At 74.7% G+C, this 24,238-nt stretch carries 18 protein-coding genes and 2 pseudogenes; 8 read left to right on the top strand and 12 right to left on the bottom strand.

Going from position 1 to position 24,238, the window contains the following annotated elements; all coding sequences use genetic code 11:
* Nucleotides 1-10: 10 nt before the first annotated feature.
* Together guaA and GC157_13380 are read right to left on the bottom strand one after the other, a co-directional pair.
* On the bottom strand, nt 11-1,585 hold the full coding sequence (gene guaA, locus GC157_13375) for a glutamine-hydrolyzing GMP synthase (protein ID MBI1378457.1): 1,575 nt from the start codon (nt 1,583-1,585) through the stop codon (nt 11-13).
* 105 nt (nt 1,586-1,690) lie between these two features.
* On the bottom strand, nt 1,691-2,230 hold the full coding sequence (locus GC157_13380) for a DUF4190 domain-containing protein (protein ID MBI1378458.1): 540 nt from the start codon (nt 2,228-2,230) through the stop codon (nt 1,691-1,693).
* An 82-nt stretch (nt 2,231-2,312) separates the two neighbouring features.
* Here GC157_13380 and GC157_13385 point away from each other — a divergent pair, with 82 nt between their 5' ends.
* Nucleotides 2,313-4,112: an ATP-binding cassette domain-containing protein gene (locus GC157_13385; protein MBI1378459.1), complete on the top strand. Its 1,800-nt coding sequence runs from the start codon at nt 2,313-2,315 to the stop codon at nt 4,110-4,112.
* A complete protein-coding gene (locus GC157_13390; protein ID MBI1378460.1) occupies nt 4,109-5,890 on the top strand; it encodes an ATP-binding cassette domain-containing protein in 1,782 nt (593 codons plus the stop codon). The genes GC157_13385 and GC157_13390 overlap by 4 nt, the downstream gene beginning before the upstream one ends.
* Nucleotides 5,891-6,067: 177 nt before the next feature.
* Here the strand turns inward: GC157_13390 and GC157_13395 are convergent, their stop codons facing one another.
* Complete coding sequence (locus GC157_13395) at nt 6,068-6,514, bottom strand: hypothetical protein (GenBank protein MBI1378461.1); 447 nt, start codon at nt 6,512-6,514, stop codon at nt 6,068-6,070.
* Nucleotides 6,515-6,748: 234 nt separating this feature from the next.
* On the opposite strand from GC157_13395, the gene GC157_13400 reads away from it, so the two are divergent.
* Nucleotides 6,749-8,260 (top strand): DUF222 domain-containing protein, encoded by a 1,512-nt coding sequence (locus GC157_13400; GenBank protein ID MBI1378462.1) that lies wholly within the window; start codon nt 6,749-6,751, stop codon nt 8,258-8,260.
* 139 nt (nt 8,261-8,399) lie between these two features.
* Here the strand turns inward: GC157_13400 and GC157_13405 are convergent, their stop codons facing one another.
* From GC157_13405 to GC157_13430, 6 genes are all read right to left on the bottom strand, one after another.
* The gene (locus GC157_13405; protein ID MBI1378463.1) at nt 8,400-10,163 is read right to left on the bottom strand and encodes an FAD-dependent oxidoreductase; all 1,764 of its coding nucleotides are present in this window, start codon (nt 10,161-10,163) and stop codon (nt 8,400-8,402) included.
* The gene (locus GC157_13410; protein ID MBI1378464.1) at nt 10,160-11,770 is read right to left on the bottom strand and encodes an aldehyde dehydrogenase family protein; all 1,611 of its coding nucleotides are present in this window, start codon (nt 11,768-11,770) and stop codon (nt 10,160-10,162) included. The genes GC157_13405 and GC157_13410 overlap by 4 nt, the downstream gene beginning before the upstream one ends.
* Before the next feature lie 59 nt (nt 11,771-11,829).
* Nucleotides 11,830-12,951 carry a GuaB3 family IMP dehydrogenase-related protein gene (locus GC157_13415; GenBank protein ID MBI1378465.1) on the bottom strand — a complete coding sequence of 374 codons (1,122 nt, stop codon included), beginning with the start codon at nt 12,949-12,951 and terminating at the stop codon, nt 11,830-11,832.
* A 55-nt stretch (nt 12,952-13,006) separates the two neighbouring features.
* Nucleotides 13,007-14,629, bottom strand: a complete 1,623-nt coding sequence (gene guaB, locus GC157_13420) for an IMP dehydrogenase (GenBank protein ID MBI1378466.1) — start codon at nt 14,627-14,629, stop codon at nt 13,007-13,009.
* 310 nt (nt 14,630-14,939) lie between these two features.
* The gene (locus GC157_13425; GenBank protein ID MBI1378467.1) at nt 14,940-15,551 is read right to left on the bottom strand and encodes a response regulator; all 612 of its coding nucleotides are present in this window, start codon (nt 15,549-15,551) and stop codon (nt 14,940-14,942) included.
* A gap of 107 nt (nt 15,552-15,658) precedes the next feature.
* Nucleotides 15,659-16,564: a hypothetical protein gene (locus GC157_13430; protein MBI1378468.1), complete on the bottom strand. Its 906-nt coding sequence runs from the start codon at nt 16,562-16,564 to the stop codon at nt 15,659-15,661.
* Between the two features lie 744 nt (nt 16,565-17,308).
* Here GC157_13430 and GC157_13435 point away from each other — a divergent pair.
* Nucleotides 17,309-17,425, top strand: a pseudogene (locus tag GC157_13435) (PE family protein).
* 49 nt (nt 17,426-17,474) lie between these two features.
* Here the strand turns inward: GC157_13435 and GC157_13440 are convergent.
* Nucleotides 17,475-17,735 (bottom strand): annotated as a pseudogene (locus GC157_13440) (MerR family transcriptional regulator).
* 456 nt (nt 17,736-18,191) lie between these two features.
* On the opposite strand from GC157_13440, the gene GC157_13445 reads away from it, so the two are divergent.
* The gene (locus GC157_13445; GenBank protein MBI1378469.1) at nt 18,192-18,491 is read left to right on the top strand and encodes a WhiB family transcriptional regulator; all 300 of its coding nucleotides are present in this window, start codon (nt 18,192-18,194) and stop codon (nt 18,489-18,491) included.
* Nucleotides 18,492-18,656: 165 nt separating this feature from the next.
* Here GC157_13445 and groL read toward each other — a convergent pair whose 3' ends face one another.
* Both groL and GC157_13455 read right to left on the bottom strand, forming a co-directional pair.
* Nucleotides 18,657-20,291 (bottom strand): chaperonin GroEL, encoded by a 1,635-nt coding sequence (groL, locus tag GC157_13450; GenBank protein MBI1378470.1) that lies wholly within the window; start codon nt 20,289-20,291, stop codon nt 18,657-18,659.
* 168 nt (nt 20,292-20,459) lie between these two features.
* The gene (locus tag GC157_13455) at nt 20,460-20,753 is read right to left on the bottom strand and encodes a co-chaperone GroES (protein ID MBI1378471.1); all 294 of its coding nucleotides are present in this window, start codon (nt 20,751-20,753) and stop codon (nt 20,460-20,462) included.
* 221 nt (nt 20,754-20,974) lie between these two features.
* On the opposite strand from GC157_13455, the gene GC157_13460 reads away from it, so the two are divergent.
* The 3 genes from GC157_13460 to GC157_13470 form a co-directional block, all read left to right on the top strand.
* Complete coding sequence (locus GC157_13460; GenBank protein ID MBI1378472.1) at nt 20,975-22,336, top strand: methyltransferase; 1,362 nt, start codon at nt 20,975-20,977, stop codon at nt 22,334-22,336.
* A 19-nt stretch (nt 22,337-22,355) separates the two neighbouring features.
* A complete protein-coding gene (locus tag GC157_13465; protein ID MBI1378473.1) occupies nt 22,356-23,501 on the top strand; it encodes an acyl-CoA dehydrogenase in 1,146 nt (381 codons plus the stop codon).
* A 77-nt stretch (nt 23,502-23,578) separates the two neighbouring features.
* The coding region (locus GC157_13470; protein ID MBI1378474.1) for an acetyl-CoA C-acyltransferase at nt 23,579-24,238 on the top strand (660 nt) is incomplete at its 3' end.

Below are 24,238 nucleotides of genomic sequence, written 5' to 3' on the forward strand. Positions count from 1 at the left end.
ACGGGGGAGGTCACTCCCACTCGATGGTGCTGGGCGGCTTGCTCGTGATGTCGAGCACCACCCGGTTGACCTCGCGCACCTCGTTGGTGATCCGGGTCGAGATCCGCGCGAGCAGGTCGTAGGGCAGGCGCGACCAGTCGGCCGTCATCGCGTCCTCGCTCGACACCGGGCGCAGCACGACCGGGTGCCCGTAGGTGCGGCCGTCGCCCTGCACGCCCACCGAGCGGACGTCGGCGAGCAGCACCACCGGCAGCTGCCAGATCGAGCGGTCGACGCCGGCGGCCGCGGTCTCCTCGCGCACGATCGCGTCGGCCTCGCGCAGCACGGCGAGCCGCTCGCGCGACACGGCGCCCACGATGCGGATCGCGAGGCCCGGGCCCGGGAACGGGTGGCGCCACACCATCTCCGGCGGCAGGCCCAGCTCCGTGCCGACGGCGCGCACCTCGTCCTTGAACAGCGTGCGCAGCGGCTCGACGAGCGAGAACTGGAGGTCCTCGGGCAGGCCGCCCACGTTGTGGTGGCTCTTGATGTTGGCGGTGCCGGTGCCGCCGCCGGACTCGACGACGTCGGGGTAGAGCGTGCCCTGCACGAGGAACTCCACCTGCTGGCCGTGCGCGCCGGCCTCCTCGACCACCTCGCGCGCGGCGTCCTCGAACACCCGGATGAACAGCCGCCCGATGGTCTTGCGCTTCTCCTCCGGGTCCTCGACGCCGTCGAGCGCGTCGAGGAAGCGGTCCGAGGCGTCGACGACCTTGAGCCGGATGCCGGTGGCCGCGACGTAGTCGTTCTCCACCTGCTCGCGCTCGCCCTTGCGCAGCAGGCCGTGGTCGACGAAGACGCACGTGAGGTTGTCGCCGACCGCGCGGTGCACGAGCGCGGCGGCCACGGCGGAGTCGACGCCGCCGGACAGCCCGCAGATCACGAGCTTGTCGCCCACCTGCGCGCGGACCGCCTCGACCTGCTCCTCGATGACGTTGGACGCCGTCCACGTCGGCTCGATGCCGGCCACGGAGTAGAGGAAGTGCTCGAGCACCTTCTGGCCGTGCTCGGAGTGCATCACCTCGGGGTGGAACTGCACGCCGGCCAGCCGCCGGGTGAGGTCCTCGAAGCCGGCCACGGGAGCGCCGTCGGTGACGGCCGTGACCGTGAAGCCGGCGGGCGCTCGGCGTACCGAGTCGCCGTGCGACATCCACACGAGCTGCTCGGTCGGCGTCCCCGAGAACAGCGCGGACACCGGCTCGGTGACCGTGAGGGTGGTGCGCCCGAACTCGGAGAGACCGGTCTGCGCGACCTCGCCGCCGAGCGCCGCGGCCATGGCCTGGAACCCGTAGCAGATGCCGAAGGTCGGCACCCCCGTGGCGAACAGCGCGGGGTCGACCTGGGGGGCGCCCTCGGCGTAGACCGACGACGGCCCGCCGGAGAGGATCACGGCCGCGGGGTCCTTCGCGAGCATCTCCTCGACCGGCATGGTCGACGGGACGATCTCGCTGTAGACCCGGGCCTCGCGCACCCGGCGCGCGATGAGCTGCGCGTACTGCGCCCCGAAGTCGACGACGAGGACCGGGCGGTGCGGGGGGATGGTCACCGGTTCGCAGGCCTTCCGTCGGTGGCCGCGCGCCCTCCGTCGGGCGGCGCGTGGCCCGATCCTAGTCGGCGGCGCGCGCCGTCCCCGCCGGCGGCGGCGCCGTCGTCAGCCCGACGTGATCGACGAGGACCAGCTGCCGCTCGCGAGCAGGTACACCAGCCATACCGCCCACAGCACGAGGCCGATGATGCCCAGCACGAAGCCGGCCTGGGCCGTGCCGCGGTTGGTGGCCAGGCCCTGGTCGGCCAGCGCCATCCCCTTGCGCCCCTGCACGATCGCCACGATCCCCAGGATGATCCCGCAGCAGACCAGGCTCAGGATCCCGGTGACGAGCGCGGTGGTGCCCGGACCGTTCTGCGGCTGCGCGTAGCCCCAGGCGGGCGCGCCGGGCTGCCCCGGCGCCGGCGGGTACGTGGGCGGCGGGACCGCGCCCGCGGCAGGCGGGGGCGGTGGGGTGCCGTAGACAGGGGACGGGCTCCCATACGGGGGCGGGGGCGCGCCGTAGGGAGGAGGGGGCGGCGGGGCGGGGGTGCCGCCATAGCCCGGAGGGGGCGGCGGCGGGACGAACGGGTCGCGCTCGGGCGGGACGTCGGACTCGCTCACAGCATCACCTCGAGGTGCCGGGCCGGACGTCCCGGCGCGCACGCACGACGGTAGCGACGGGGGCGTCCTCTGGCCGGAAACCGGGGCGACCGGCGTGCCGGGCCGGACCTACGCTCGACCGGCCATGGTGATGTCGGACCTTCCCCTCCCGGACCCGGGAAGACCCGACCTCCGCTCCCCCGCCGCGTACCTGCTGTGGCTGGCGCGCCGTCAGTGGCGACCCCTGGCGCTCGGCACCACGTGGGGCATCCTCTGGATGGTCGCGATGGCCGCGGTGCCGGCGGCCATCGGCGCCGGCGTGCAGGCCGCGGCCGACGGGGACGAGGCCGGTGTCGTCCGGGCCACCGTCGTGCTCGTGGTGCTGGGCGTCGTGCAGGCCGCGGGAGGCGTGCTGCGGCACCGCATGGCGGTCACCAACTGGATCACCGCCGCGAGCCGCACGCAGCAGCTCGTCGTGCGGCACGCGGCCTACCTCGGCGCGACGCTGCGGCGCACCATCGCCACCGGCGAGGTCGTCGCGGTGACGAGCAACGACGTCGAGAAGATCGGCAGCGGCTTCGACGTGTTCTCGCGGTTCATGGGGAGCGTCGTCGGCTTCGTCGCGGTGCTGGTCGTGCTGCTGCGCTCGGCGCCGCTGCTCGGTGCGCTCGTCCTCGTGATCGTCCCGCTGCTCGCCCTCGCGGTCGGCCCGCTGCTGCGCCCGCTCGAGCGGCGCGAGTCGGCGCAGCGCCACCTCGTCGGCCGCGCCTCCGAGCTCGCGTCCGACACCGTCGCCGGCCTGCGCGTGCTGCGCGGCATCGGCGGCGAGGAGCTGTTCCTGCGCCGCTTCCACGAGGCGTCCCAGCGCGTGCGCTCCGCGGCAGTCGACGTCGCCAAGGTGCGCTCCCTTCTGGAGGCCCAGCAGGTGGCCCTGCCCGGCCTGTTCCTCGTGCTCGTCACCTGGGTGGGCGCCCGGCTCGTGCAGAACGGCACGCTCGAGGTGGGGCAGCTCGTCGCGTTCTACGGCTACTCCGCGTTCCTCATGACGCCTCTGCGCACCTTCACCGAGGCGGCGCAGCGCTGGACCCGCTCCTACGTCGGCGCCGCCCGCGTGGTGCGCGTCCTGCGGCTCGAGCGCGACGACGCCGACGCGCCCGCCGGCGGATCGGCGATCGCGCCGCTGGCCGTCCTGCACGACCCGACGTCGGAGCTCACCGTGGAGCCCGGCGTGCTCACGGCGGTGGTGTGCGCCGAGCAGTCCGTCGCCGACGCCATCGCGCTGCGCCTGGCCGGCATCGGCCCCGGCGGCCGCGACGTCACCCTCGACGGCGTGCCGCTCGCGCGCATCCCGCGGGCGCAGGCCCGCGCCGCCGTCCTCGTGCAGGACAAGGACCCGGTGCTGCTGTCCGGCACCCTCGCCGACCTCGTCGACGTCCCGCGCTCGGGCCGCGTCACCGTGTCCGACGCCGTCCGCACGGCCTCGGCGTACGACGTGCTCGACGCGCTGGTCGACTCCTCCCCCGAGGTGTCGGACCCGCTCGCCGCCCGCATCACCGAGCGCGGCCGATCGCTGTCCGGCGGCCAGCGCCAGCGGCTGGCCCTGGCCCGCTCCCTGGTGGCGGACCCGCCGGTGCTCGTGCTCGACGAGCCCACGAGTGCGGTCGACTCGCACACCGAGGCGCGCATCGCCTCCGCGCTGCACGAGGCCCGCGCCGGTCGCACCACCGTGGTGCTCACGAGCTCACCGCTCGTGCTCGACCGCGCCGACCGGGTCGCACTCGTGCTGGACGGTCGCGTCGTGGCCACCGGACGGCACCGCGAGCTGCTGCGCGACGACCCGGCCTATCGCGCCGTCGTCACGCGCGAGGTGGCCGAGGCCGGCGAGCCGGGGGCCGCGGCCGACCACGCAGCGGGCGGCCCGCGCGAGGAGGTGACGTCGTCATGAGGCCGCCCGAGGACGCCGTCGCCGCCGCGACGCTCACCGGCCAGTCGCTGCCGGTCGCCAGCGACCCGACCATGCGCCGTTACGTCCGCCGCCTGCTGCTGCGCCACCGCCGCGCGTTCGGCGTCGTCATCGCGGCCAACGCCGTGGCGTCGGTCGCCGGCCTGGCCGGCCCGATCGTGCTCGGCGGCCTGGTGGAGAGCCTCACCACGGGCACCACGACCGAGTTCATCGACCGCGCCGCGCTGTGGTTCCTCGCCGCGCTCGTCGTGCAGACCGTGTTCACGCGGATCACGCGGCTGCGCGCCGGCATCCTCGGCGAGGAGGTGCTCGCCGACCTGCGCGAGGACTTCCTCGGCCGGGCCGTGGCGCTGCCCACCGGCGTCGTGGAGCGGGCCGGCACGGGCGACCTCGTGTCGCGGACGACGACGGACATCGACAAGCTCAACCACGCGGTGCGCGACGCGATCCCGCAGATCACCATCTCGGTGGTCACCGCCGCGCTGGTGGGCGGCGCGCTCGTGGTCACGGCGCCGCAGCTCGCGCTCGTGTGGCTGCTCGCCGTCCCGCCGATCCTCATCGCCTCGCGGTGGTACTTCCGCCGGGCGCCGCAGGCCTACCGGGCCGAGTCGGCCACGTACGCCGCGGTGAGCGCGTCCATCGCCGAGACCGTCGACGCCGGGCAGACCATCGAGCTGTACCGGCTCGAGGAGCAGCGGGCCGAGGTCACCGACCGCCGCATCCGCCGCTGGGTGTCCTGGGAGCGCTACACGCTGTGGCTGCGGTGCACGTGGTTCCCCTTCATCGAGGCGGGCTACGTGCTGCCGCTCGCCGGCGTGCTGGCGTTCGGCGGCGTGCTCGTCGGCAACGGCACCATCACCCTCGGCCAGCTGACCACCGGCCTGCTCTACACGCAGATGCTCGTCGAGCCCGTCGACCTCATCCTCATGTGGTACGACGAGCTCCAGGTGGGGCAGGCCTCGCTGGCCCGGCTCGTCGGCGTCCACGAGGTGCCGGACCCGGAGACCGACGACACCCTCGAGCCGGCCGACGACCGGCTCGTCGTCGACGACGTGCGCTTCGGCTACCGCGCCGGGCGCGACGTGCTGCACGGCATCGACCTCGACGTGTCTCCGGGCGAGCGCGTGGCGCTGGTGGGCCCGTCCGGGGCGGGCAAGTCGACCCTCGGCCGGCTGATGGCCGGCATCTACGCGCCGCGCACCGGCACGGTCGAGATGGGCGGCGCGGCGCTCTCGCTCATGCCGACGGAGACGGTCCGCACGCAGGTGGCCCTGGTCAACCAGGAGCACCACGTGTTCGTCGGCACGCTGCGCGACAACCTGCTGCTGGCCAAGCCCGACGCCGACGACCACGAGCTGCTCGCCGCCCTGGAGGCCGTCGACGCGATGCCCTGGTACGACACGCTTCCCGACGGCCTGGGCACCGAGGTGGGCCAGGGCGGCCACTCGCTGGCACCCGGGCAGGCGCAGCAGGTCGCCCTCGCCCGGCTGATCCTGGCCGACCCGCACACCCTCGTGCTCGACGAGGCGACGTCGCTGCTCGACCCGCGGGCGGCGCGCCACCTCGAGCGCTCGCTCAACGCGGTGCTCGAGGGCCGCACCGTGATCGCGATCGCGCACCGCCTGCACACCGCCTACGACGCCGACCGCATCGCGGTGATCGAGGACGGCCGGGTGAGCGAGCTCGGCAGCCACGACCAACTCGTCGCGGCCGACGGCGCCTACGCCGCGCTCTGGCGCAGCTGGCGCGACGCCGACTGACGTCGGCACTCCGTCGCGGGCGCCGGTGGTCGGCCGCGAGCAGGCATGTCTCCTGCCCGATGGCGATGCTGCGTCCGACGGGCTGGTCGGGCTCGACGCGCGCCCTGGACGGTGCGCGACGCTGCCCTGATCGACCTGCGCGCCGCCGATGTCACGGCACCTCGGGCGCGGGCCGCGTCAGTCGAGCGGCGACGGGGTGTCGTTGACGGCGAACACCTCGCGCCCGGTGAGGCACGGACCGGCGAGGGTGCCTGCCGACGGCTCTCCGCCACCGACATGCAGCGGCGCACCCGTCCTCGCCACCACCGCGCCGGCCACGTTGCGCACCTCCACGACTCCGTCCGCCCGGGTGACCGCCGTGTACCCCTGGGGCCAGAGCACCACGATGCCGCCCACCACGAGGCAGCCCGATGCGTCCCGGGTGAGCGATCCCTCGAGCAGGGCCGCCATGCCCGGGCCACCGTTCCAGTCCGAGGTCGGGATCGGCGTCGGCGTCCCTGCCGAAGCCGCCGCGGAGCCGCATGCCGACACGGTGAGCGCCGTGAGCCCCATCAGCACCGCACCCGCGACGCCGACCACTGTCCTGCGCGTACCGCTGATGACGCTCACGCGGGTTCGACGCATCGCGACACCTCCGGGATCCGCACCGAGTGTGCCGCGACGGGACCGACGAGGCTCCGTAGTCAGCGAGGCGCGAGGGAGGCCCTGCGCAAAGCGGGTCGGAGGTCCACAGCTTGTGGACAACGAATCGGCGAAATCCCCTGATATTGCTGGTGATTAGGGGTTGTGCCTGTCCGTGGTCTTCGATAGCATTCCTACATTCATCCGAAACTCCGTGGATCCGGTGGGAGGTGCCCGATGACCGCCGTCGACGACCGGGACACCGCCCTGGGCTTCCGTGCGGTGGGTCTGGGGTTCCACCCGGACTGGGACGTGCACGACCCGATCGCGTGGCTCACCGGGGACCCCCACGCACTGCCGCTGCTGCTCGAGCAGCCGGTGGACGCGACCGACCTGATCCTGCTCGAGCAGGTCGACGTCGAGGCGATCGCCGAGCCGGCCGAGCTGATCGACTACCTCTCCGTCGCGACCCGGCTGGAAGCCCACCTCGCATCGCTGCGCCTGGCGGCCGAGGCCGCGTTCGCGGCGAAGGCGTGCCCGGACTCGACGAGCGTTCACGCGACGTACGCGGACGCGGCGGCCGAGCAGGAAGTCGCCTACGCCACCCACAACAGCGTCTACGGCGCGTCCAAGGAGATCGACCGCGGCCGCGCGCTCAAGGAGCTCTTCCCGGGGTTCGGGGCGGCGCTGGCTGCGGGGGAGCTCACCGAGCGGCACTGCGCCGTCCTCGTGGACCAGACCCGGCACATCACGGACCCCGAGGTACTCGCGACGATCGAGAGCGCGGCGCTGGAGAAGGCCCGCACCCTGACCGCCTCGGAGCTGCGCAAGCACCTCGACAAGCTGATCTCCCGCCTCGACCCCGACGCGACCGTCCGCGCCCACAAGGCCGTCGCGACACGGGACGCGTACCGGCAGCCCCTGGGTGACGGGCTGGCGTTCCTCGGCGTGACCCACCAGGCGCCCGTGATCGACGCGGTGTTCGACGCGATCGAGGCTGCGGGCAAGGCCCTGCGCGCGCAGCGCGGCGGCGCCGAGGCCCTGCAGGCCGGGAATGACGACGCAGCGTCGGGTGCCTGCCGCGCCGACGCGCTCGCCGCCCTCGTGCTCGGGACCCGCAACCAGGAGGGCGAGCTCGTCTACGACGCCTCCCGGACGCAGACCGAGGTGCACGTCGTGATGGACCTCGACACCCTCCGCGGAGGGCGCGACGGGCTCGCCCTCCTCAACGGCACCCCGATACCCGCGCCCATCGCCCGTGAAGTCGCCGCGGTCGCCGACTGGTGGCGCCGGCTGGTCGTGGACCCGGTCGACGGGCACCTCCTCGACTACGGCACCCGCCAGTACCTGCCCGCCGCGCTGCGCGAGTTCGTGCTGCGCCGCGACCCCGTCTGCCGCCGCCCGGGCTGCACGCGCCGCGCGCAGGAGATGGACCACGCCCTCCCGTTCCCGCAGGGCGCTAGCGACACGGCGAACTGCGGCGGGCTGTGCTCGCGCTGCCACCAGGTGAAGACCGCCGGGCACGCCACCCTCGAGGACAGCGCCCCCGACGGCTCCGGAACGTGGGTCACCCGATGGCGGCAGCGCATCCGCATCCCCGCCCAACCGGTCCTCGAAGCACCACCACAGGCTGCATCGCCTGTGGGAGCCCCGATTGCGCCAGGTGCCGCGCCACCGGGCGACGATGACGATGTCGCCCCCGGCGACGACCCCGGCTCATCGGCCCCGCCCGACCGTCCGCCGTTCTGACCCGACCCCGGGGTCACGTCGCACGTCCGCGCTGCTCGCTGCGTGCCCGCGGCCGCCCGGAGCCTCTGCGGTCCCGCTCGTGGCGGCCGTCCTCGGCGCGCCCGCCGGAGCTCCCCCACGATCAGGGGGAACGGCACGCTCAGGCGCGGGTGGGATCCGGACGGGCGGCGGCGCCGTGGCGCACGTCGACGACGGGAAGGCGCAGGGCGCCCGGCGCCGACTCGGGCACGACCGGGCGCGCCGGGGGCACGGCGTCGACCTCCGTGTACGCCGAGCCGAGCGGCGGCCGGGGGTCCGGCTCGCCCTTGTTGGGCCACAGGGCCATCGCGCGCTCGGCCTGCGCGGTGATGGTGAGGGAGGGGTTCACCCCGAGGTTGGCCGTCACCGCCGCGCCGTCGACCACGTGCAGGCCCTCGTGCCCGAACACGCGGTGGTAGCCGTCGATGACGCCGTGCCCCGCGTCGGCGCCGATGCAGCACCCGCCGACGAAGTGCGCGGTCAGCGGGGCGTCGATGAGCTCGCCGAGGTTGCCCATGGGGAAGCCGTCGATGTGCTCGGCGATGCGCCTGGCTGCCTCGTTGCCCGCGGGGATCCACGTGGGGTTGGGCTCGCCGTCGCCCTGGCGCGAGGTGAGCTTCCACCGGCCCAGCCGGGTGCGGATCGAGGACACCGTCACGGAGTTGTCCACCGACTGCATCACGAGCGCGATGGCGCCGCGCTCGGACCAGCGCCGCACCGACAGCGACCGCACGGCGTCGCCGGGGTTCGCCGCGAGGGTGCGCGCCCACACCTTCCAGCGCGGGACGCCGTCGACCCCGTCGGTGAGCACCGTGCCGAGCAGCCCCATGAAGTTCGAGCCCTTGCCGTAGCGCACCGACTCGACGTGCGTGCGCTCGTCGGGGTGGAACGACGACGAGATGGCCACGCCGCGGGTGAAGTCGGTGTCGCGCCGCCGCGAGATCGCGCCGACGAGCGACTCGGAGTTGGTGCGCGAGGTGTGGCCCAGCCGCGGCGAGAGCCGGGGCAGCGCGCCCTCGTCGCGCATCCGGTGCAGCAGCGCCTGCGTGTTGTACGTGCCCGCCGCGAGCACCACGTGGTCGGCGGTCACCGTGCGCCGCCCACGCATGAGCGGACCCGTGCGCACGGACTCGACGACGTAGCCGCCCTCGGGACGCGGCCGGATGCCCGTCACGGTCGTGAGCGGCCGGACGACGGCGCCCGCCCGCTCGGCGAGACCGAGGTAGTTCTTGGGCAGCGTGTTCTTCGCGTTGTGCCGGCACCCGGTCATGCACGAGCCGCACTCGCGGCAGCCGGTGCGCGCCGGGCCGACGCCGCCGAAGAACGGGTCGGGCACCGTCTCCCCCGCCGGGGCGCCGAAGAACACGCCCACCGGCGTGAGCCGGAAGGTGTCCCCCACGCCCATCTCCTCGGCGACGGCGGCGAAGGTCTCGTCGAGCGGGGAGCGGTGCGGCACGTCGGTGACGCCGAGCATCCGCGACGCCTGGTCGTAGTACGGCGCCAGCTCGCGCTCCCAGTCGGTGATGCCGGCCCACTGCGGGTCCTCGAAGAACTCCCGCGGCGGCACGTAGAGCGTGTTGGCGTAGACGAGCGAGCCACCGCCGACGCCGGCGCCGGCCAGCACGAGGACGTCGGGCAGCAGGTGGATCCGCTGGATGCCGTAGAGCCCGAGGCGCGGGGCGTAGAGGAACGAGCGCAGCCGCCACGAGGTCTTTGCGAACTCGTCGTCGGTGAACCGGCGCCCGGCCTCGAGGACGAGCACGCGGTAGCCCTTCTCGGTGAGGCGCAGCGCCGTCACCGAGCCGCCGAAACCCGAGCCCACGACGACGACGTCGACGTGCTCGGCCGGCGCCGACTCCTGCGCGCGACGCGCCGCCGGGCTCATCGGACGCCGACCCGCTTGAGGGTGCGCACCGCGGTGGTGAGCAGTCCCGCCCACTGCTCGTCGGTGCGCCCGAACGACGCGCCCAGCCCGAGCCCGCGCTGGACGGACACCGTCTGGGTCTCGGTGTACTTGAGGATGCCCTCGACCCCGTGCCGGCGGCCGAGGCCCGAGGCCTTCATGCCGCCCATCGGCGCCGACGTCGAGCCCCACGTGGAGCCGTACGCCTCGTTGACGTTGACGGTGCCGGCCTGGATGCGCAGCGCCATGGCCGTCCCGGCGCGCAGGTCGCGGGTGCACACCGACGCGTTGAGCCCGTAGTCGGTGTCGTTGGCCCGGGCGACGGCCTCGTCGTCGGTGCGGAACGTCGAGACGCTCACGACCGGCCCGAAGGTCTCCTCGCGGCAGGCGAGCATCTCGGGCGTGACGCCGGTGAGCACGGTCGGCTCGACGAAGAAGGGGCCGATGTCCGGGCGGGCCCGTCCGCCGGTGAGCACCTGGGCGCCCTTGGCGACGGCGTCCTCGACGTGGGCGAGGACGTTGTCGCGCTGCTTGGCCGAGATGAGCGAGCCCATGTCGGCCCCCCAGCCGACGCCGGGCTTGAGCCGCAGGGCGCGCACCCGGGCGAGGAACGCCTCGAGGAACGCGTCGGCGACGTCCTCGTGCACCAGCACGCGCTCGATCCCGATGCACAGCTGCCCGGAGTTGGCGAAGCAGGCCCGCTCGGCGATCTCCGCGGTGCGCTCGATGTCGGCGTCGGCCCGCACCACCAGCGCGTTCTTGCCGCCCAGCTCGAGGGAGCAGCCCACGAGCCGCTCGCCCGCCCGCGCCGCGACCTCGCGGCCGACCCGGGTCGACCCGGTGAACATCACGTAGTCCGCGCGGTCGAGCACCGCGCGGCCGACCGTGGCGCCGTCGCCGATGACCACGGGCATGAGCCCCTCGGGCAGCCCCGCCTCGCGCATGAGGTCCACCGCCCACAGCGCCGTCACGGTGGTCTGCGGGTCCGGCCGGAGCACGACGCCGTTGCCCGCGACGAGCGCCGGCAGCGCGTCGGTGACCGCGAGGGTGATCGGGTAGTTCCACGGCGAGACGACGCCGACCACGCCCTTGGGGTGGTGGTGCTCGGTGGTGCGGGTGAGCGTCGGGAAGACGCCGAGCCTGCGCTGCGGGGCCAGCAGCGCCGGACCGACCCGCCCGTAGTGGCGCGCGTTGAGCGCGCAGTCGAGCAGCTCCTCGAAGGCGTCGCGCCGGGCCTTGCCGGTCTCGGTCTGGGCGATGTCGAGCACCTCGGCCTGCCGGTCGAGCACGAGGTCGTGGAAGCGCAGGAACACCCGCGCGCGCTCGCGGGCCGGGCGGGCGGCCCACTGCCGCTGGGCGCGGCGCGCCATGGCGTAGGCGGCGTCGACGTCGACCTCGGTCGAGAGCGGCAGCCGCGCCGCGAGGCCCCCGGTGAACGGCGCGACGGTCTCGCGCACCTCGGCCCCGGGAGAGACGACGGCGTGGCGCAGCAGGCGGGTCACGAGCTCCGGGCGCAGGGCGGGGCCGGCGCGGTCGGAGCCCGTGGGCGGGGCGGTCGAGGAGGGTCCGGCGGATGCCTGCGCGCTCATGGGCGCAGCGTACCCACGGTGGTTACCCGCCGGTAGCCTGCCGGGCGCCGCCCCGCTGCTCAGCGGTTGGTGGTGACGACGACCTCGACCCGCTGGAACTCCTTGAGGTCGGAGTACCCGGTGGTGGCCATCGCCCGGCGCAGCGCGCCGACGAGGTTCATCGTGCCGTCGGCCGTGCGCGACGGGCCGTGCAGGATCTCCGCGAGGGTGCCGACCTGGCCGAGGTGCACCCGCTCGCCCCGCGGCAGCTCGGCGTGGGTCGCCTCGATCCCCCAGTGGTAGCCGCGCCCGGGCGCCTCCTCGGCGCGCGCGAGCGGCGAGCCGACCATCACGGCGTCGGCGCCGCAGGCGATGGCCTTGGGGAGGTCGCCCGAGCGGCCGACGCCGCCGTCGGCGATGACGTGCACGTAGCGCCCGCCGCTCTCGTCGAGGTAGTCGCGCCGGGCGGCCGCGACGTCGGCGATCGCGGACGCCATGGGCACCCGCACGCCGAGCACGTCGCGCGTGGTGTGCGCGGCGCCGCCGCCGAAGCCCACCAGGACCCCGGCCGCACCGGTGCGCATGAGGTGCAGGGCGGCCTGGTAGGTGGCGCAGCCGCCGACGATGACCGGCACGTCGAGCTCGTAGATGAACTGCTTGAGGTTCAGCGGCTCGGGCGCGCCCTCGCGGGTGACGTGCTCGGCGCTCACGGTGGTGCCGCGGATGACGAACAGGTCGACCCCGGCGTCCACGACGGTCTTGGCGAACTGCGCGGTGCGCGACGGCGAGAGCGCCGCCGCCACGGTGACGCCGGACGCGCGGATCTCGGCGATGCGCGCCGTGATGAGCTCCTCGCGGACCGGCGCGGTGTAGATCTCCTGCAGCCGCGGCACGACCCGCTCGTCGGGCAGCGAGGCCACCTCGTCGAGCAGCGGGGTGGGGTCCTCGTGGCGGGTCCAGAGGCCCTCGAGGTCGAGCACGCCGAGGCCGCCGAGCCGGCCGATCTGCACCGCCGTCGCCGGGGAGACGACCGAGTCCATCGGCGCGGCGAGCACCGGGGTGTCGAAGCTGTAGGCGTCGATGCGCCAGGCCACCGACACGAGCTCGGGGTCGCGGGTGCGCCGGCTCGGGACGACCGCGATGTCGTCGAGGGAGTACGCGGGACGCGCGCGCTTGGCGCGGCCGATCTCGATCTCGGTCACGGGTGTCCTCACGACGAAGGGTCAGCGGGCGACCGCCGGGCGCGGCTGCGCGGGGTCAGGACGGGTAGTTGGGGGCCTCGGCCGTCATCTGGATGTCGTGCGGGTGGCTCTCCTTGAGCGAGGCCGCCGTGATCCGGATGAACCGCCCGCGCTCCTGGAGCTCCGGCACGGTGCGCGCCCCGACGTAGAACATCGACTGGCGCAGGCCGCCGACGAGCTGGTGGGCCACCGCCGAGAGCGGGCCGCGGTAGGCGACGCGCCCCTCGACGCCCTCGGGCACGATCTTGTCGTCGCTGTCGACCTCGGCCTGGAAGTAGCGGTCCTTGGAGTAGGACTTCTTCCCGCGCGAGCTCATGGCCCCGAGCGAGCCCATGCCGCGATAGCTCTTGTACTGCTTGCCGTTGACGAAGATGACCTCGCCGGGGCTCTCGTCGCAGCCGGCGAGCATCGAGCCGAGCATCACCGACTCCGCCCCCGCGACGAGCGCCTTGGCGATGTCGCCGGAGTACTGCAGGCCGCCGTCGGCGATGACGGGCACGCCCGCCGGGCGGCAGGCCAGCGAGGCGTCGTGGACCGCGGTGATCTGCGGGGCGCCGACGCCGGTGACCACGCGCGTGGTGCAGATCGAGCCGGGACCCACGCCCACCTTCACGGCGTCGGCGCCGGCGTCCACGAACGCCTGCGCGCCGGCCCGCGTGGCGACGTTGCCGCCGATCACCTGCACGTTCCGGGTGGCGGGATCAGCCTTGAGCCGCGCCACCATGTCGAGCAGCAGCCGGACGTGCCCGTGCGCGGTGTCCGCGACCAGCACGTCGACCCCGGCCTCCACCAGCGTGGTGGCCCGCTCCCAGGCGTCGCCGAAGTACCCGATCGCGGCGCCGACCATGAGCCGGCCGTCGGCGTCCTTGGTGGCGTTCGGGAACTGCTCGGACTTCACGAAGTCCTTCACCGTGATGAGCCCGGTGAGGCGCCCGGCGTCGTCGACGATCGGCAGCCGCTCGCGCTTGTGCTGGCGCAGCAGCAGCGTGGCCTCCTCGCGATCGATGCCGTCGTGGCCGACGACGAGCGGCATCGGCGTCATGACGTCGCTCACGAGGGTGGTGCCCCACTCGGCGACGGGGGTGAACCGCAGGTCGCGGTTGGTGACGATGCCGAGCAGGACGTCGCCCTCGTCGACGACCGGCAGGCCCGAGACGCGGTACTGGCCGCACTTCTCGTCGAGCTCCTCGAGGGTGGCCTTGGGCCCGATGGTGATCGGGTTGGAGATCATCCCGGTCTGGGTCCGCTTCACGAGGTCGACCTGGTAGGCCTGGTCCTCGATCGACAGGTTGCGGTGCAGCACGCCGAGGCCGCCCTGGCGCGCCATCGCGATCGCCATCCGCGCCTCGGTGACGGTGTCCATCGCCGCCGACACGAGCGGCACGCGCAGCGAGATCGTGCGCGTCAGCCGCGAGGTGGTGTCGACGTCCGAGGGCACGACGTCGGTCTCCCCCGGCAGCAGCAGGACGTCGTCGTAGGTGAGCCCGAGCGCAGCGAACTTCTCCGGGATGCCGTGGGTGTCCGACACGGGTGGCCTTCCAGCAGCGGGGCGGTGAGCACCAGGGTACCCGGACCCACCCGCACCCCCCACCGCCGAACGCCGCCGCCCTAACCCCGCATCAGCAGGCTCACGAGGCATGCCCACCCCGAGCGCGAGCCCGCCCCGACGAGAGCAGGACCCTCACCACGGATCGTCACCCCGAGCGGGAGCAAGCCACGACGAGAGCAGGACTCTCAGAACGGATCGTCACCCCGAGCGGCAGCACGCCCCGACGAGAGCAGGCCCCTCAGAACGGACCGTCACCCCGAGCGTCAGCACCCCACGACGAGAGCAGGCCCCTCAGCACCCGATGAGGAAGGCCGTGGCGCCCGTCTGGCAAGGCGGACGACGAGAGGCGCACTGGGGTGCGCCCGAGGAGGACAACGCCGCCAGGCGGGATGCCACGGGCTTACCTCAGGAAGCCCCAGCGGAAGCCGAGGGCGACAGCCTGCGCCCGGTCGGCGGCGGCGAGCTTGCGGAACAGGCGGCGCGCGTGGGTCTTCACGGTGTCCTCGGACAGGTACAGCTCGCGGCCGATCTCGGCGTTGGACTTCCCGCGGCTCATGCCGTCGAGCACCTGCTGCTCGCGCTCGGTGAGGGCGGGCGGGCTGCCGGCGGGGCGGATGCGGGCCGAGCGCGACGCCGGGCTCTCGCGCGTCGCGGCCAGGGCCAGGGCGACCGTGGCCGCGACCTCCTCGCGAGAGGCATCCTTGGCGACGTACCCGCGGGCACCCGCCGAGACCGCCCGGGCCACGCCCTCGGGGTCCTCCCCCATGGTGAGCATGACGATGGCGGCGTCCGGGTGCGCCGCGACGAGCCGGCGCGAGGCCTCCACCCCGCCGATGCCGGGCATCCGGACGTCCATGAGCACGAGGTCGGGCCGCTCGATGGGGAAGCGGGCGAGGACCTCCTCGCCGCTGCCCGCGGCCGTCACGCGCTCGATCCCGGGCACGGCGCCCACGGCCCGGCGGATCGCCTCCCGCGCCAGCGGGGCGTCGTCGCACACGAGAACGGTGGTCATGGCGGGGCGCACGTCCTCCCGGTGAGGGGCACCGCTCGCAGGTGCCGTCCCAGGAGTGTTCGGCACGAACCGGCCCGGACTTCAGTCGCAGGCCGTGCCGGCGCCGCTCAGTCGGCGAGCAGCGCGGCGATGTCGGGGCGGGCCAGCCAGTCCTCGGCGAAGGGGCCGGGCAGGTCCTCGGCGATCTGGCGCACCACCTGGCGGGCGGAGAGCAGCGCGGCCGCTCCCTCCTCGGGGGCAGTGGCCGCCACCAGAGCGCCGAGCACGGCACGGGCCGGCCACACCAGCGGGACGGCGCCGAGGCTCTCGGCCAGGGACGCCGCGCGGCGCAGGCTGTGGGCCGCCTCGTCGAAGGCCCCCGCCTGCACCTGGGAGACCCCGCAGAACAGCAGTCCCTTCGCGACGTGGCGCGGCGCGCCGGCCGCCTCCGCCGCCGCGATCGCGGTGGTGGAGCGGGCGACCGCCTCCTCGGGCCGGTCGCGCAGCAGCGCGACCTCCGCGCGCACCCAGTCCAGGCGCACCCGCTGGCGCCACCAGTCCGGGCGTCCGTCGGCCACCGCCACGGCCTCGCCGAGCGCGGCGTCGGCGGCGGTGACGTCGTCGAGCCCCACGGCGTCGGCGGCGAGGCCGAGCAGCGCGTCGAAGCGCGCCTCGGCCGCGTCGCCGGCCAGCTCGAGCGCGCGGTTGTCGATCGCGCGCCCCTCGGCGTGGCGGCCGAGCTGGCGCGAGACGGAGGCGAGCGTGGCCGCGGCGAGGGAGGCGAACAGGCGGCGGTCGGGCAGCTCGGGCGAGCTCACCGCGAGCGGCTCGAGCACCACCATGGCCGAGCCGTAGCGGCCCGAGGCCGACAGGCAGACGCCGAGCAGCCAGGCCGCGGCGGTCGCCTCGGCGTCGTGGCCGTGCGCGTGCGCGAGCTCGACGGCCCGCTGGAGCGGGGCGATGCCGGCGGTGGGGCGCCCGTGGAACGCCGCCCGCTCGCCGGTGGCGAGCAGGTCGGTGAGGGTGTCGTCCACGAGTGCTCCGTCGGGGTGCTCCGTCGCGGCACGCGGCGGGGGCCGGTGCCCGGAGCGTATCGGCCGGGGCCCCGGAGTCGCCGGACGCGCGCGTGCGCGACGGCGCGGGTGCGCCTCAGACGCCGACGGCGCGGGAGATCCGGGCGACGGTGCCGACGAGGTCGCTCATCCGGCCCACGCCGGGGGGCACGGCGTCCCAGCCCGGCCCGGCGGCCAGCACGAGGGGTGCCGGGCGCACCGACCACAGCTCGGCGAGGCGGTCGGCCGTGGCGGGCCGCGCGATGGCCGACCACACCAGCACGACGGCCGGTCCGGTGCGGCGCACCGCGGCCAGCAGGGCCTCGTGCGGCACCCGGGCGCCGAGCACACGGGACCCGATGCGCCGCTCGGCCAGCGCCGCCGCCACGGCGAGCAGAGGCAGCGAGTGCAGCTCCTCCTCGGCCGCGGCGAGCAGCACGGGCCGGGGGTTGACCGGGTTGCGCAGCCGTCCGGCGGTCTGCCCGAGGCCGGCCGCGACCGTCTCGGAGAGCAAGTGCTCCACCTCGATGCCGCGGCCGCTGCTCTCCCACTGCCGCCCGATCCCGGCGAGCACCGGCACGAGCAGGTTGTCCCACGTCCACACGACGCCCCGGTGCTGGAGCGAGTCGCCCACGATGCGCGCGCAGGTGGCCGAGTCCAGGGTGGCCGCGGCGCGGGCGAGGCCGCGCACGGCGGAGGCCGCCGAAGCGGCCACGAGCAGCGGCTCGTCGTGCGGGTCGAGGTCGGCGAGCTCGGGGAAGGCGTCGACGAGGTCGACGGCGGCGGGGTCGGCCGGGTCGCCGCCGGCGCGCGGTCGGGCCGGCACGGGGCCGGCGGCGGCGCCCGGGCCGAGCACGGGCTCCGGGGTGACCTCGGCCGCCAGGGCGGCGCGGGCCGCCTCCCCGGGCGGAGCCCCGGCGTTCACCAGCCGGCGCATGAGGTCCAGCCGGGCGACGTCCTCGGCCGAGTAGCGCCGGTGCGACCCCGCGGAGCGGGCCGACGGGCCGAGGCCGTAGCGGCGGTCCCAGGTGCGCAGCGTCGCCGGCGCCACGCCGAGGCGGCGGGCGACGGCGGCGACGGTGAGGCTCGGCCCGTCGGCGAGGGCGAGGGTGCCGTGGTCCGGCTCGGGCCGGTCCTGCGCGTGGTCGGTCATGACCGGCCCAGTGTGTGGGGTCCGCGCCTCCGGTGCATCCGGAGACGCGCCAGAACCGCGCCGGAATCACGTCACGATCCGGTCGCCGTCCGACTATCGGCGCGTCGCCGGCGTCCGCCGGGGCGCCCGCCCGACGCCGGACGGGACGGAGCCGGTCGCCCGACCTGTGCCCCGGCTGTGCGTGTCCACAGGCTGTGAGCAGGCCTGTTGATGAACGCCGGCGCCTCGAGCCCCGCCCGCACGGGCCGGCGCCCCGCTGGCTCCGGCTGCCTGTGGACAGTCGAGGGCCCCGCGCAGGGCGCTCTCAGCACCCTCATAAGAAATTGTTCACCTTCGCTAGTTGACCAACCTATGGCGCGGTATTAGGTTCTCATCAACTCCCCGGAGCCGCTCGGACGCACCGGTCCCCGCGGCTCTTCCCGACCCTCGATCGACGCAGGAAACGAGGCGGTCCCCATGGCAGACGTCTCCCGGCTCCCCGGGCCCAACGCCGACATCTGGGACTGGCAGCTGCACGCTGCCTGCCGCGGCGAGGACAGCGACCTGTTCTTCCACCCCGAGGGCGAGCGGGGCCCCTCGCGGCTCTCGCGCGAGCTGGCCGCCAAGTCGGTCTGCGCCCGCTGCCCCGTCGTGGCCCAGTGCGCCGCGCACGCGCTCTCGGTCCGCGAGCCCTACGGCGTGTGGGGCGGCATGTCCGAGGACGACCGCGAGGCCGTCTACCTCAAGCGCCGCATCCCGGGGATGCGCTCGGCCTGACCCCGCAGCCGGTCCGGTCCCCTCCTTCCCGGACCGGCGCCCGCCGCCGGGGGCGCCTGCGACGCCCCGCACGACCGGCCGGCGGTGACATGACGAGGCCCCGCCTGCACGCAGCAGGCGGGGCCTCGTCGTGCCCGGCGGCGGCGACCCGCGGCCGGGGTGGGGTCAGTGCGTGTGACCGCCGGGGCCGTGCGAGTGGCCGTGGCCGTGGCCGTCGTCCTCGGCCTCCTCCTTCTTCTCCACCACGAGCGCCTCGGTGGTGAGCAGGAGACCGGCGATCGAGGCCGCGTTGGCCAGCGCGGACCGCGTGACCTTCACCGGGTCGATGACGCCGGCGGCCATGAGGTCCTCGTACTGCGCCGTGGCGGCGTTGAAGCCGTTGCCCACGGGGAGCTCGGCGACCTTGGACACGACGACGTAGCCCTGCTCGCCGCCGTTCTCGGCGATCCAGCGCAGCGGCTCGATCGCCGCCCGGCGCACGATGCCGACGCCGGTCGCCTCGTCGCCCTCGAGCCCGAGATTGTCGGCGAGCACCGAGGAGGCGTGCACGAGGGCGGAGCCGCCACCGGCGACGATGCCCTCCTCGATCGCGGCGCGGGTCGCGGAGACGGCGTCCTCGATGCGGTGCTTCTTCTCCTTGAGCTCCACCTCGGTGTGCGCGCCGACCTTGATGACGCAGACGCCGCCGGCGAGCTTGGCGAGGCGCTCGTTGAGCTTCTCGCGGTCCCAGTCGCTGTCGGTGTTCTCGATCTCGGCCCGGATCTGCGCGACCCGGTCCGCGACGGCCTGGTGGTCGCCACCGCCGTCGACGATCGTCGAGTCGTCCTTGGTGACCACGACGCGACGGGCGGTGCCGAGCACCTCGAGGCCCACCTGGTCGAGCTTGAGCCCGACCTCGGCGGCCACGACCTGCGCGCCGGTGAGGATCGCGATGTCCTGCAGGATCGCCTTGCGGCGGTCGCCGAACGCCGGGGCCTTGACCGCCACCGACGAGAAGGTGCCGCGGATCCGGTTGACCACGAGGGTCGAGAGCGCCTCGGCCTCGACGTCCTCGGCGATGACGAACAGCGGCTTGCCCGCCTGCACGACCTTCTCGAGCAGCGGGAGCAGCTCGGAGACCGCCGAGATCTTGCTCTGGACGACCAGGACGTAGGCGTCCTCGAGGACGGCCTCCATCCGCTCGGCGTCGGTGATGAAGTAGGGCGAGATGTAGCCCTTGTCGAACTGCATGCCCTCGGTGAAGTCGAGCTCGAGCGCGGTGCTGCTCGACTCCTCGACGGAGATCACGCCGTCCTTGCCGACCTTGTCGAACGCCTCGGCGATCAGCTCGCCGATGGCGCGGTCCTGCGAGGAGATCGTCGCGACGTCGGCGATCTCGGACTTGCCGGAGACCTCGCGCGCGACCTCGAGCAGGCGGTCGTTCATCGCGGACACGGCCTTGTCGATGCCGCGCTTGAGCTCCATCGGGGCGCCGCCGGCCGTGACGACCTTGAGGCCCTCGCGGACCATCGCCTGGGCCAGCACGGTGGCGGTGGTGGTGCCGTCGCCCGCGACGTCGTTGGTCTTGGTCGCGACCTCCTTGGCGAGCTGGGCACCGAGGTTCTCGTAGGAGTCCTCGAGCTCCACCTCACGGGCGATGGTCACGCCGTCGTTGGTGATCGTGGGCGCGCCCCACTTCTTGTCGATGACGACGTTGCGGCCGCGCGGGCCGAGCGTCACCTTGACGGCGTCGGCGAGCGCGTTGACGCCGCGCTCGAGGCTGCGACGCGCGTCCTCGTCGAACTCCAGGATCTTGGCCATGGTGTGTGCCGTTCCTTCGTTGGCTGCGTGACGGTTCCGCCCCGGGGCCCGGGGGCCCCGGGGCGGATCACGTCCTGGCGCGTGCGGGTCGGGGTGCCCGACCTCGCGGGATGGCGCCGCGATCGTGCGGCGACGCCGTGGGCGGGCGCGGCCCGCCCGGCTCCGGGGCTACTTGACGACGACGGCGAGCACGTCGCGCGCCGACAGCAGGAGGTAGTCCTCGCCGTCGTACTTGACCTCGGTGCCGCCGTACTTCGAGTAGATGACCTTGTCGCCGACCTTGATGTCGAGCGGCAGGCGCTGGCCGTCCTCGAAGCGGCCCGGACCGACGGCGAGGACCTCGCCCTCCTGGGGCTTCTCCTTGGCGGTGTCCGGGATCACGAGGCCGGACGCGGTGGTCTGCTCCGCCTCGGTGGTCTTCACGAGGATCCGGTCCTCGAGCGGCTTGATGGTGACCGACACGGTCTGTCCTCCACCTTGAAAGGGTCGTGGTGCACGGATGGAGTTCCGGGGCGTCGTCGCGGGTGCCGCACCGGTCCTCGGGCGTGGCACTCTCGGGGGGAGAGTGCCAACGAGCCAACCCTAGGAACGAGTTGGCACTCGGTCAACCCGAGTGCCAGGGCGGGGGGTCGCCCGGCCCCGCCGCGCCCCGTCGCCGGGCCGTGTCTGCCACCCTCGCGGGCGTGGACCTCGCGACCGTGGCGGCCCTGGCCGCCCCGCCCGGGCAGCGGCTGCTGGCCGCGGCGACGGCCCACGACGAGGACGCCCACGCCCGGGCCGCGGCGGGCGACGCGGCCGCGGTGGACCCGCTGCGCGCGGCCGCCGCGCTGCGCCGGGCCGTCCCCGACGCCGACCCCGCCCTGGCCGCCGCCGCGCTGACCCAGGTGCGGCTGCGCCGCCGCGCCCGCCCGCGCCTCGGCGGCCTGGCCGACCACCTGCTGCTCACCGAGGAAGCCCTCGAGCAGGCCACCCGCACCGTGGTGGCCGACCTGCGGGCCACGCGCTACGCGGCCGCCGGGGCCCGGCAGGTCGCCGACCTCGGCTGCGGGCTCGGGCTCGACGCCGCCGCCTTCGCGCGGGCCGGGCTGCGGGTGACCGCGGTCGAGCGCGACGCCGTCACCGCGGCGCTCGCGGCGCACAACCTCGCCGCGCTCGGGCTCGGCGACGCGGTCGACGTCGTCGTCGGCGACGTCACCGAGGACGACGTGCTCGGCACGGCCCTGCGCGGGGCGGACGCCGCGTTCGCCGACCCGGCCCGGCGCGACCCGCGCTCCCGGCGCGACGGGCGCAGCCGCCGCGTGGCCGATCCCGGGGCCTGGTCGCCCCCGTGGTCGTGGGTCGCCCGGGTGGCCGAGCGGGTGCCGCGCACCGCCGCCAAGGTGGCCCCCGGCGTCCCGCACGAGCTCACCCCGGGCGGCGGCACCGCCACGTGGACCTCGGTCGACGGCGACCTGGTGGAGGCCGAGCTCGCCTGGCCGGCGCTGGCCGGCCCCGGGGCACGGAGTCGCGCCGTGGCCGTGCGGACCGTCGCCGGCGGCGCGCCCACGGTGGCGGTGCTGGACTCCCCGGTCGCGCTGGCCGACGAGCCCGCGCCCCCCGTGGGTGCCCCGGGCGCGTGGCTGGTCGAGCCGGACGACGCCGTGATCCGCGCCGGCCTGGTGGCCGCCCTGGCCGAGCGCCTGGACGGCCGACTGCTCGACCCGAGGGTCGCGCTGGTGGCTGCGGACGGTCCGCGACCGCGGCCCGGCCCGCTCGGCCGGGCCTTCGCTGTGGAGGAGGTGCTGCCGTACGACCTCGGTGCGCTGCGCGCGGCGCTGGTGGCCGGCGGCGTCGGGCACGTGGTGGTCAAGAAGCGCGCCACCTCGCTGGACCCGGACGCCGTCCGGCGCGACCTGCGGCTGCCGCCGGGGCGCGCCTCGCGCGTGGTGGTGCTGGCCCGCGTGGGCGAGCACCCCTGGGCCTTCGTCTGCCTCCCGCCCCCGGACCGGGGAGGCCGGGGGGAGGGGCCGGGGGTACCGTCGGAGAGCACGGTTACCCGCCGGTAGCGCAGCCCAGGAGGACGACGTGAAGCGCCGCATCTACACCGAGGACCACGACGCGTTCCGCGCCTCGTGCCGGGAGTTCCTCGACCGCGAGGTCGTGCCGCGGATGCCGGAGTTCCTCGAGGCTCGGGCGATCGCGCGCGACGTGTGGATCGAGGCGGGCAAGCAGGGCCTGCTCGGCCTCGAGATCCCCGAGGCCTACGGCGGCACCGAGGCGAACGACTACCGCTTCAACGCGGTGTTCGCCGAGGAGATGTCGCGCGTGAGCGCCGCGGTGTCGAGCTGCATCGGGATCCACGGCGACGTCGTCGCTCCCTACCTGCGCGACCTGTGCACCGAGGAGCAGAAGCAGCGCTGGCTGCCCCGGTTCTGCAGCGGCGAGCTGGTGACCGCCATCGCGATGACCGAGCCGAGCGGCGGCTCGGACCTCGCCGCGCTGCGCACCACGGCCGTGCGCGACGGCGACTCCTGGCTGCTCAACGGGTCCAAGACGTTCATCACCAACGGCTGGGGCGCCGACCTCGTCGTCGTCGCGGCGCGCACCACGCCGGGCCAGGGCGCCAAGGGCATCACGCTGTTCGGCGTCGAGACCGGCATGGAGGGCTTCACCCGCGGGCGCAAGCTCGACAAGGTGGGCCAGACCGAGTCCGACACCGCGGAGCTGTTCTTCGCCGACGTCCGCGTGCCCGACGCCAACCGCATCGGCGAGGTGGATCGCGGGTTCATCCACATGATGGAGCGGCTCCCGCAGGAGCGGCTCGGGGCGGCGGTGTCCAACATCGCCCACGCCGCGACGATCCTCGAGGAGACCATCGCCTACACCAAGGAGCGCAAGGCCTTCGGGCAGTCAGTGGGCTCCTTCCAGCACAACAAGTTCCTCATCGCCGAGCTCGTCACCCAGGTCGAGGTGGCGCAGGCCTTCGTGGACCAGGCCGTGATGGCCTTCGTCGAGGGCGAGCTGAGCGCCGTCGACGCCGCCAAGGCGAAGTGGTGGTCGGCGCAGGTGCAGAACGACGTGCTCGACGCCTGCGTGCAGCTCTACGGCGGCTACGGGTACATGAACGAGTACCGCGTCGCCCGTGCGTGGCGCGACGCACGCGTGACCAAGATCTGGGCCGGCTCGAACGAGATCATGAAGGAGCTCATCGGTCGCGACCTCGGGCTCTGACCCGCGCGCACCACCCGACCAGCACCAGGAACGCCGCGCCGGCGTCCCCGCACCCCATCGCACCCCGGAGGACCCGCATGCCCGAGGCCGTGATCGTCTCCGTCGCCCGCTCGCCCATCGGCCGCGCCGTCAAGGGCTCGCTGGCCTCGATCCGCCCGGACGACCTGCTCGTGCAGATGGTGCGGGCCGCCGTCGACCAGGTGCCCGGCCTCGACCCGGCCGACATCGACGACCTCATGGTGGGCTGCGGCCAGCCGGCCGGCGAGTCCGGCTACAACATCGCGCGCGTGGCGGCGGTGATGCTCGGCTGGGACGACGTCCCCGCCACCACGGTCAACCGCTACTGCTCCTCGAGCCTGCAGACCACGCGGATGGCCTTCCACGCCATCAAGGCGGGCGAGGGCGACGTGTTCGTCTCCGCCGGCGTCGAGACCGTGAGCCGGTTCCAGTTCGGCGCCGCCGACGGCATCCCCGGCACGCAGAACTCCGTGTTCGACGACGCCGTCGGGCGCACGGCCCGGCTGGCCGCGGGCGAGGGCACGTGGAGCGACCCGCGCGAGACGGGCGCGCTGCCCGACGTCTACATCGCCATGGGTCAGACGGCGGAGAACGTGGCGCAGGCGCGGGGGATCTCCCGGGCCGAGCAGGACGAGTTCGGGGTGCGCAGCCAGAACCTGGCCGAAGCGGCGATCGCGTCGGGGTTCTGGCCCGCCGACATCACCCCGGTCACCCTGCCC

Source organism: Frankiales bacterium (assembly GCA_016125335.1).
In the GTDB taxonomy this organism is placed as follows: Bacteria; Actinomycetota; Actinomycetes; order S36-B12; family CAIYMF01; genus Longivirga.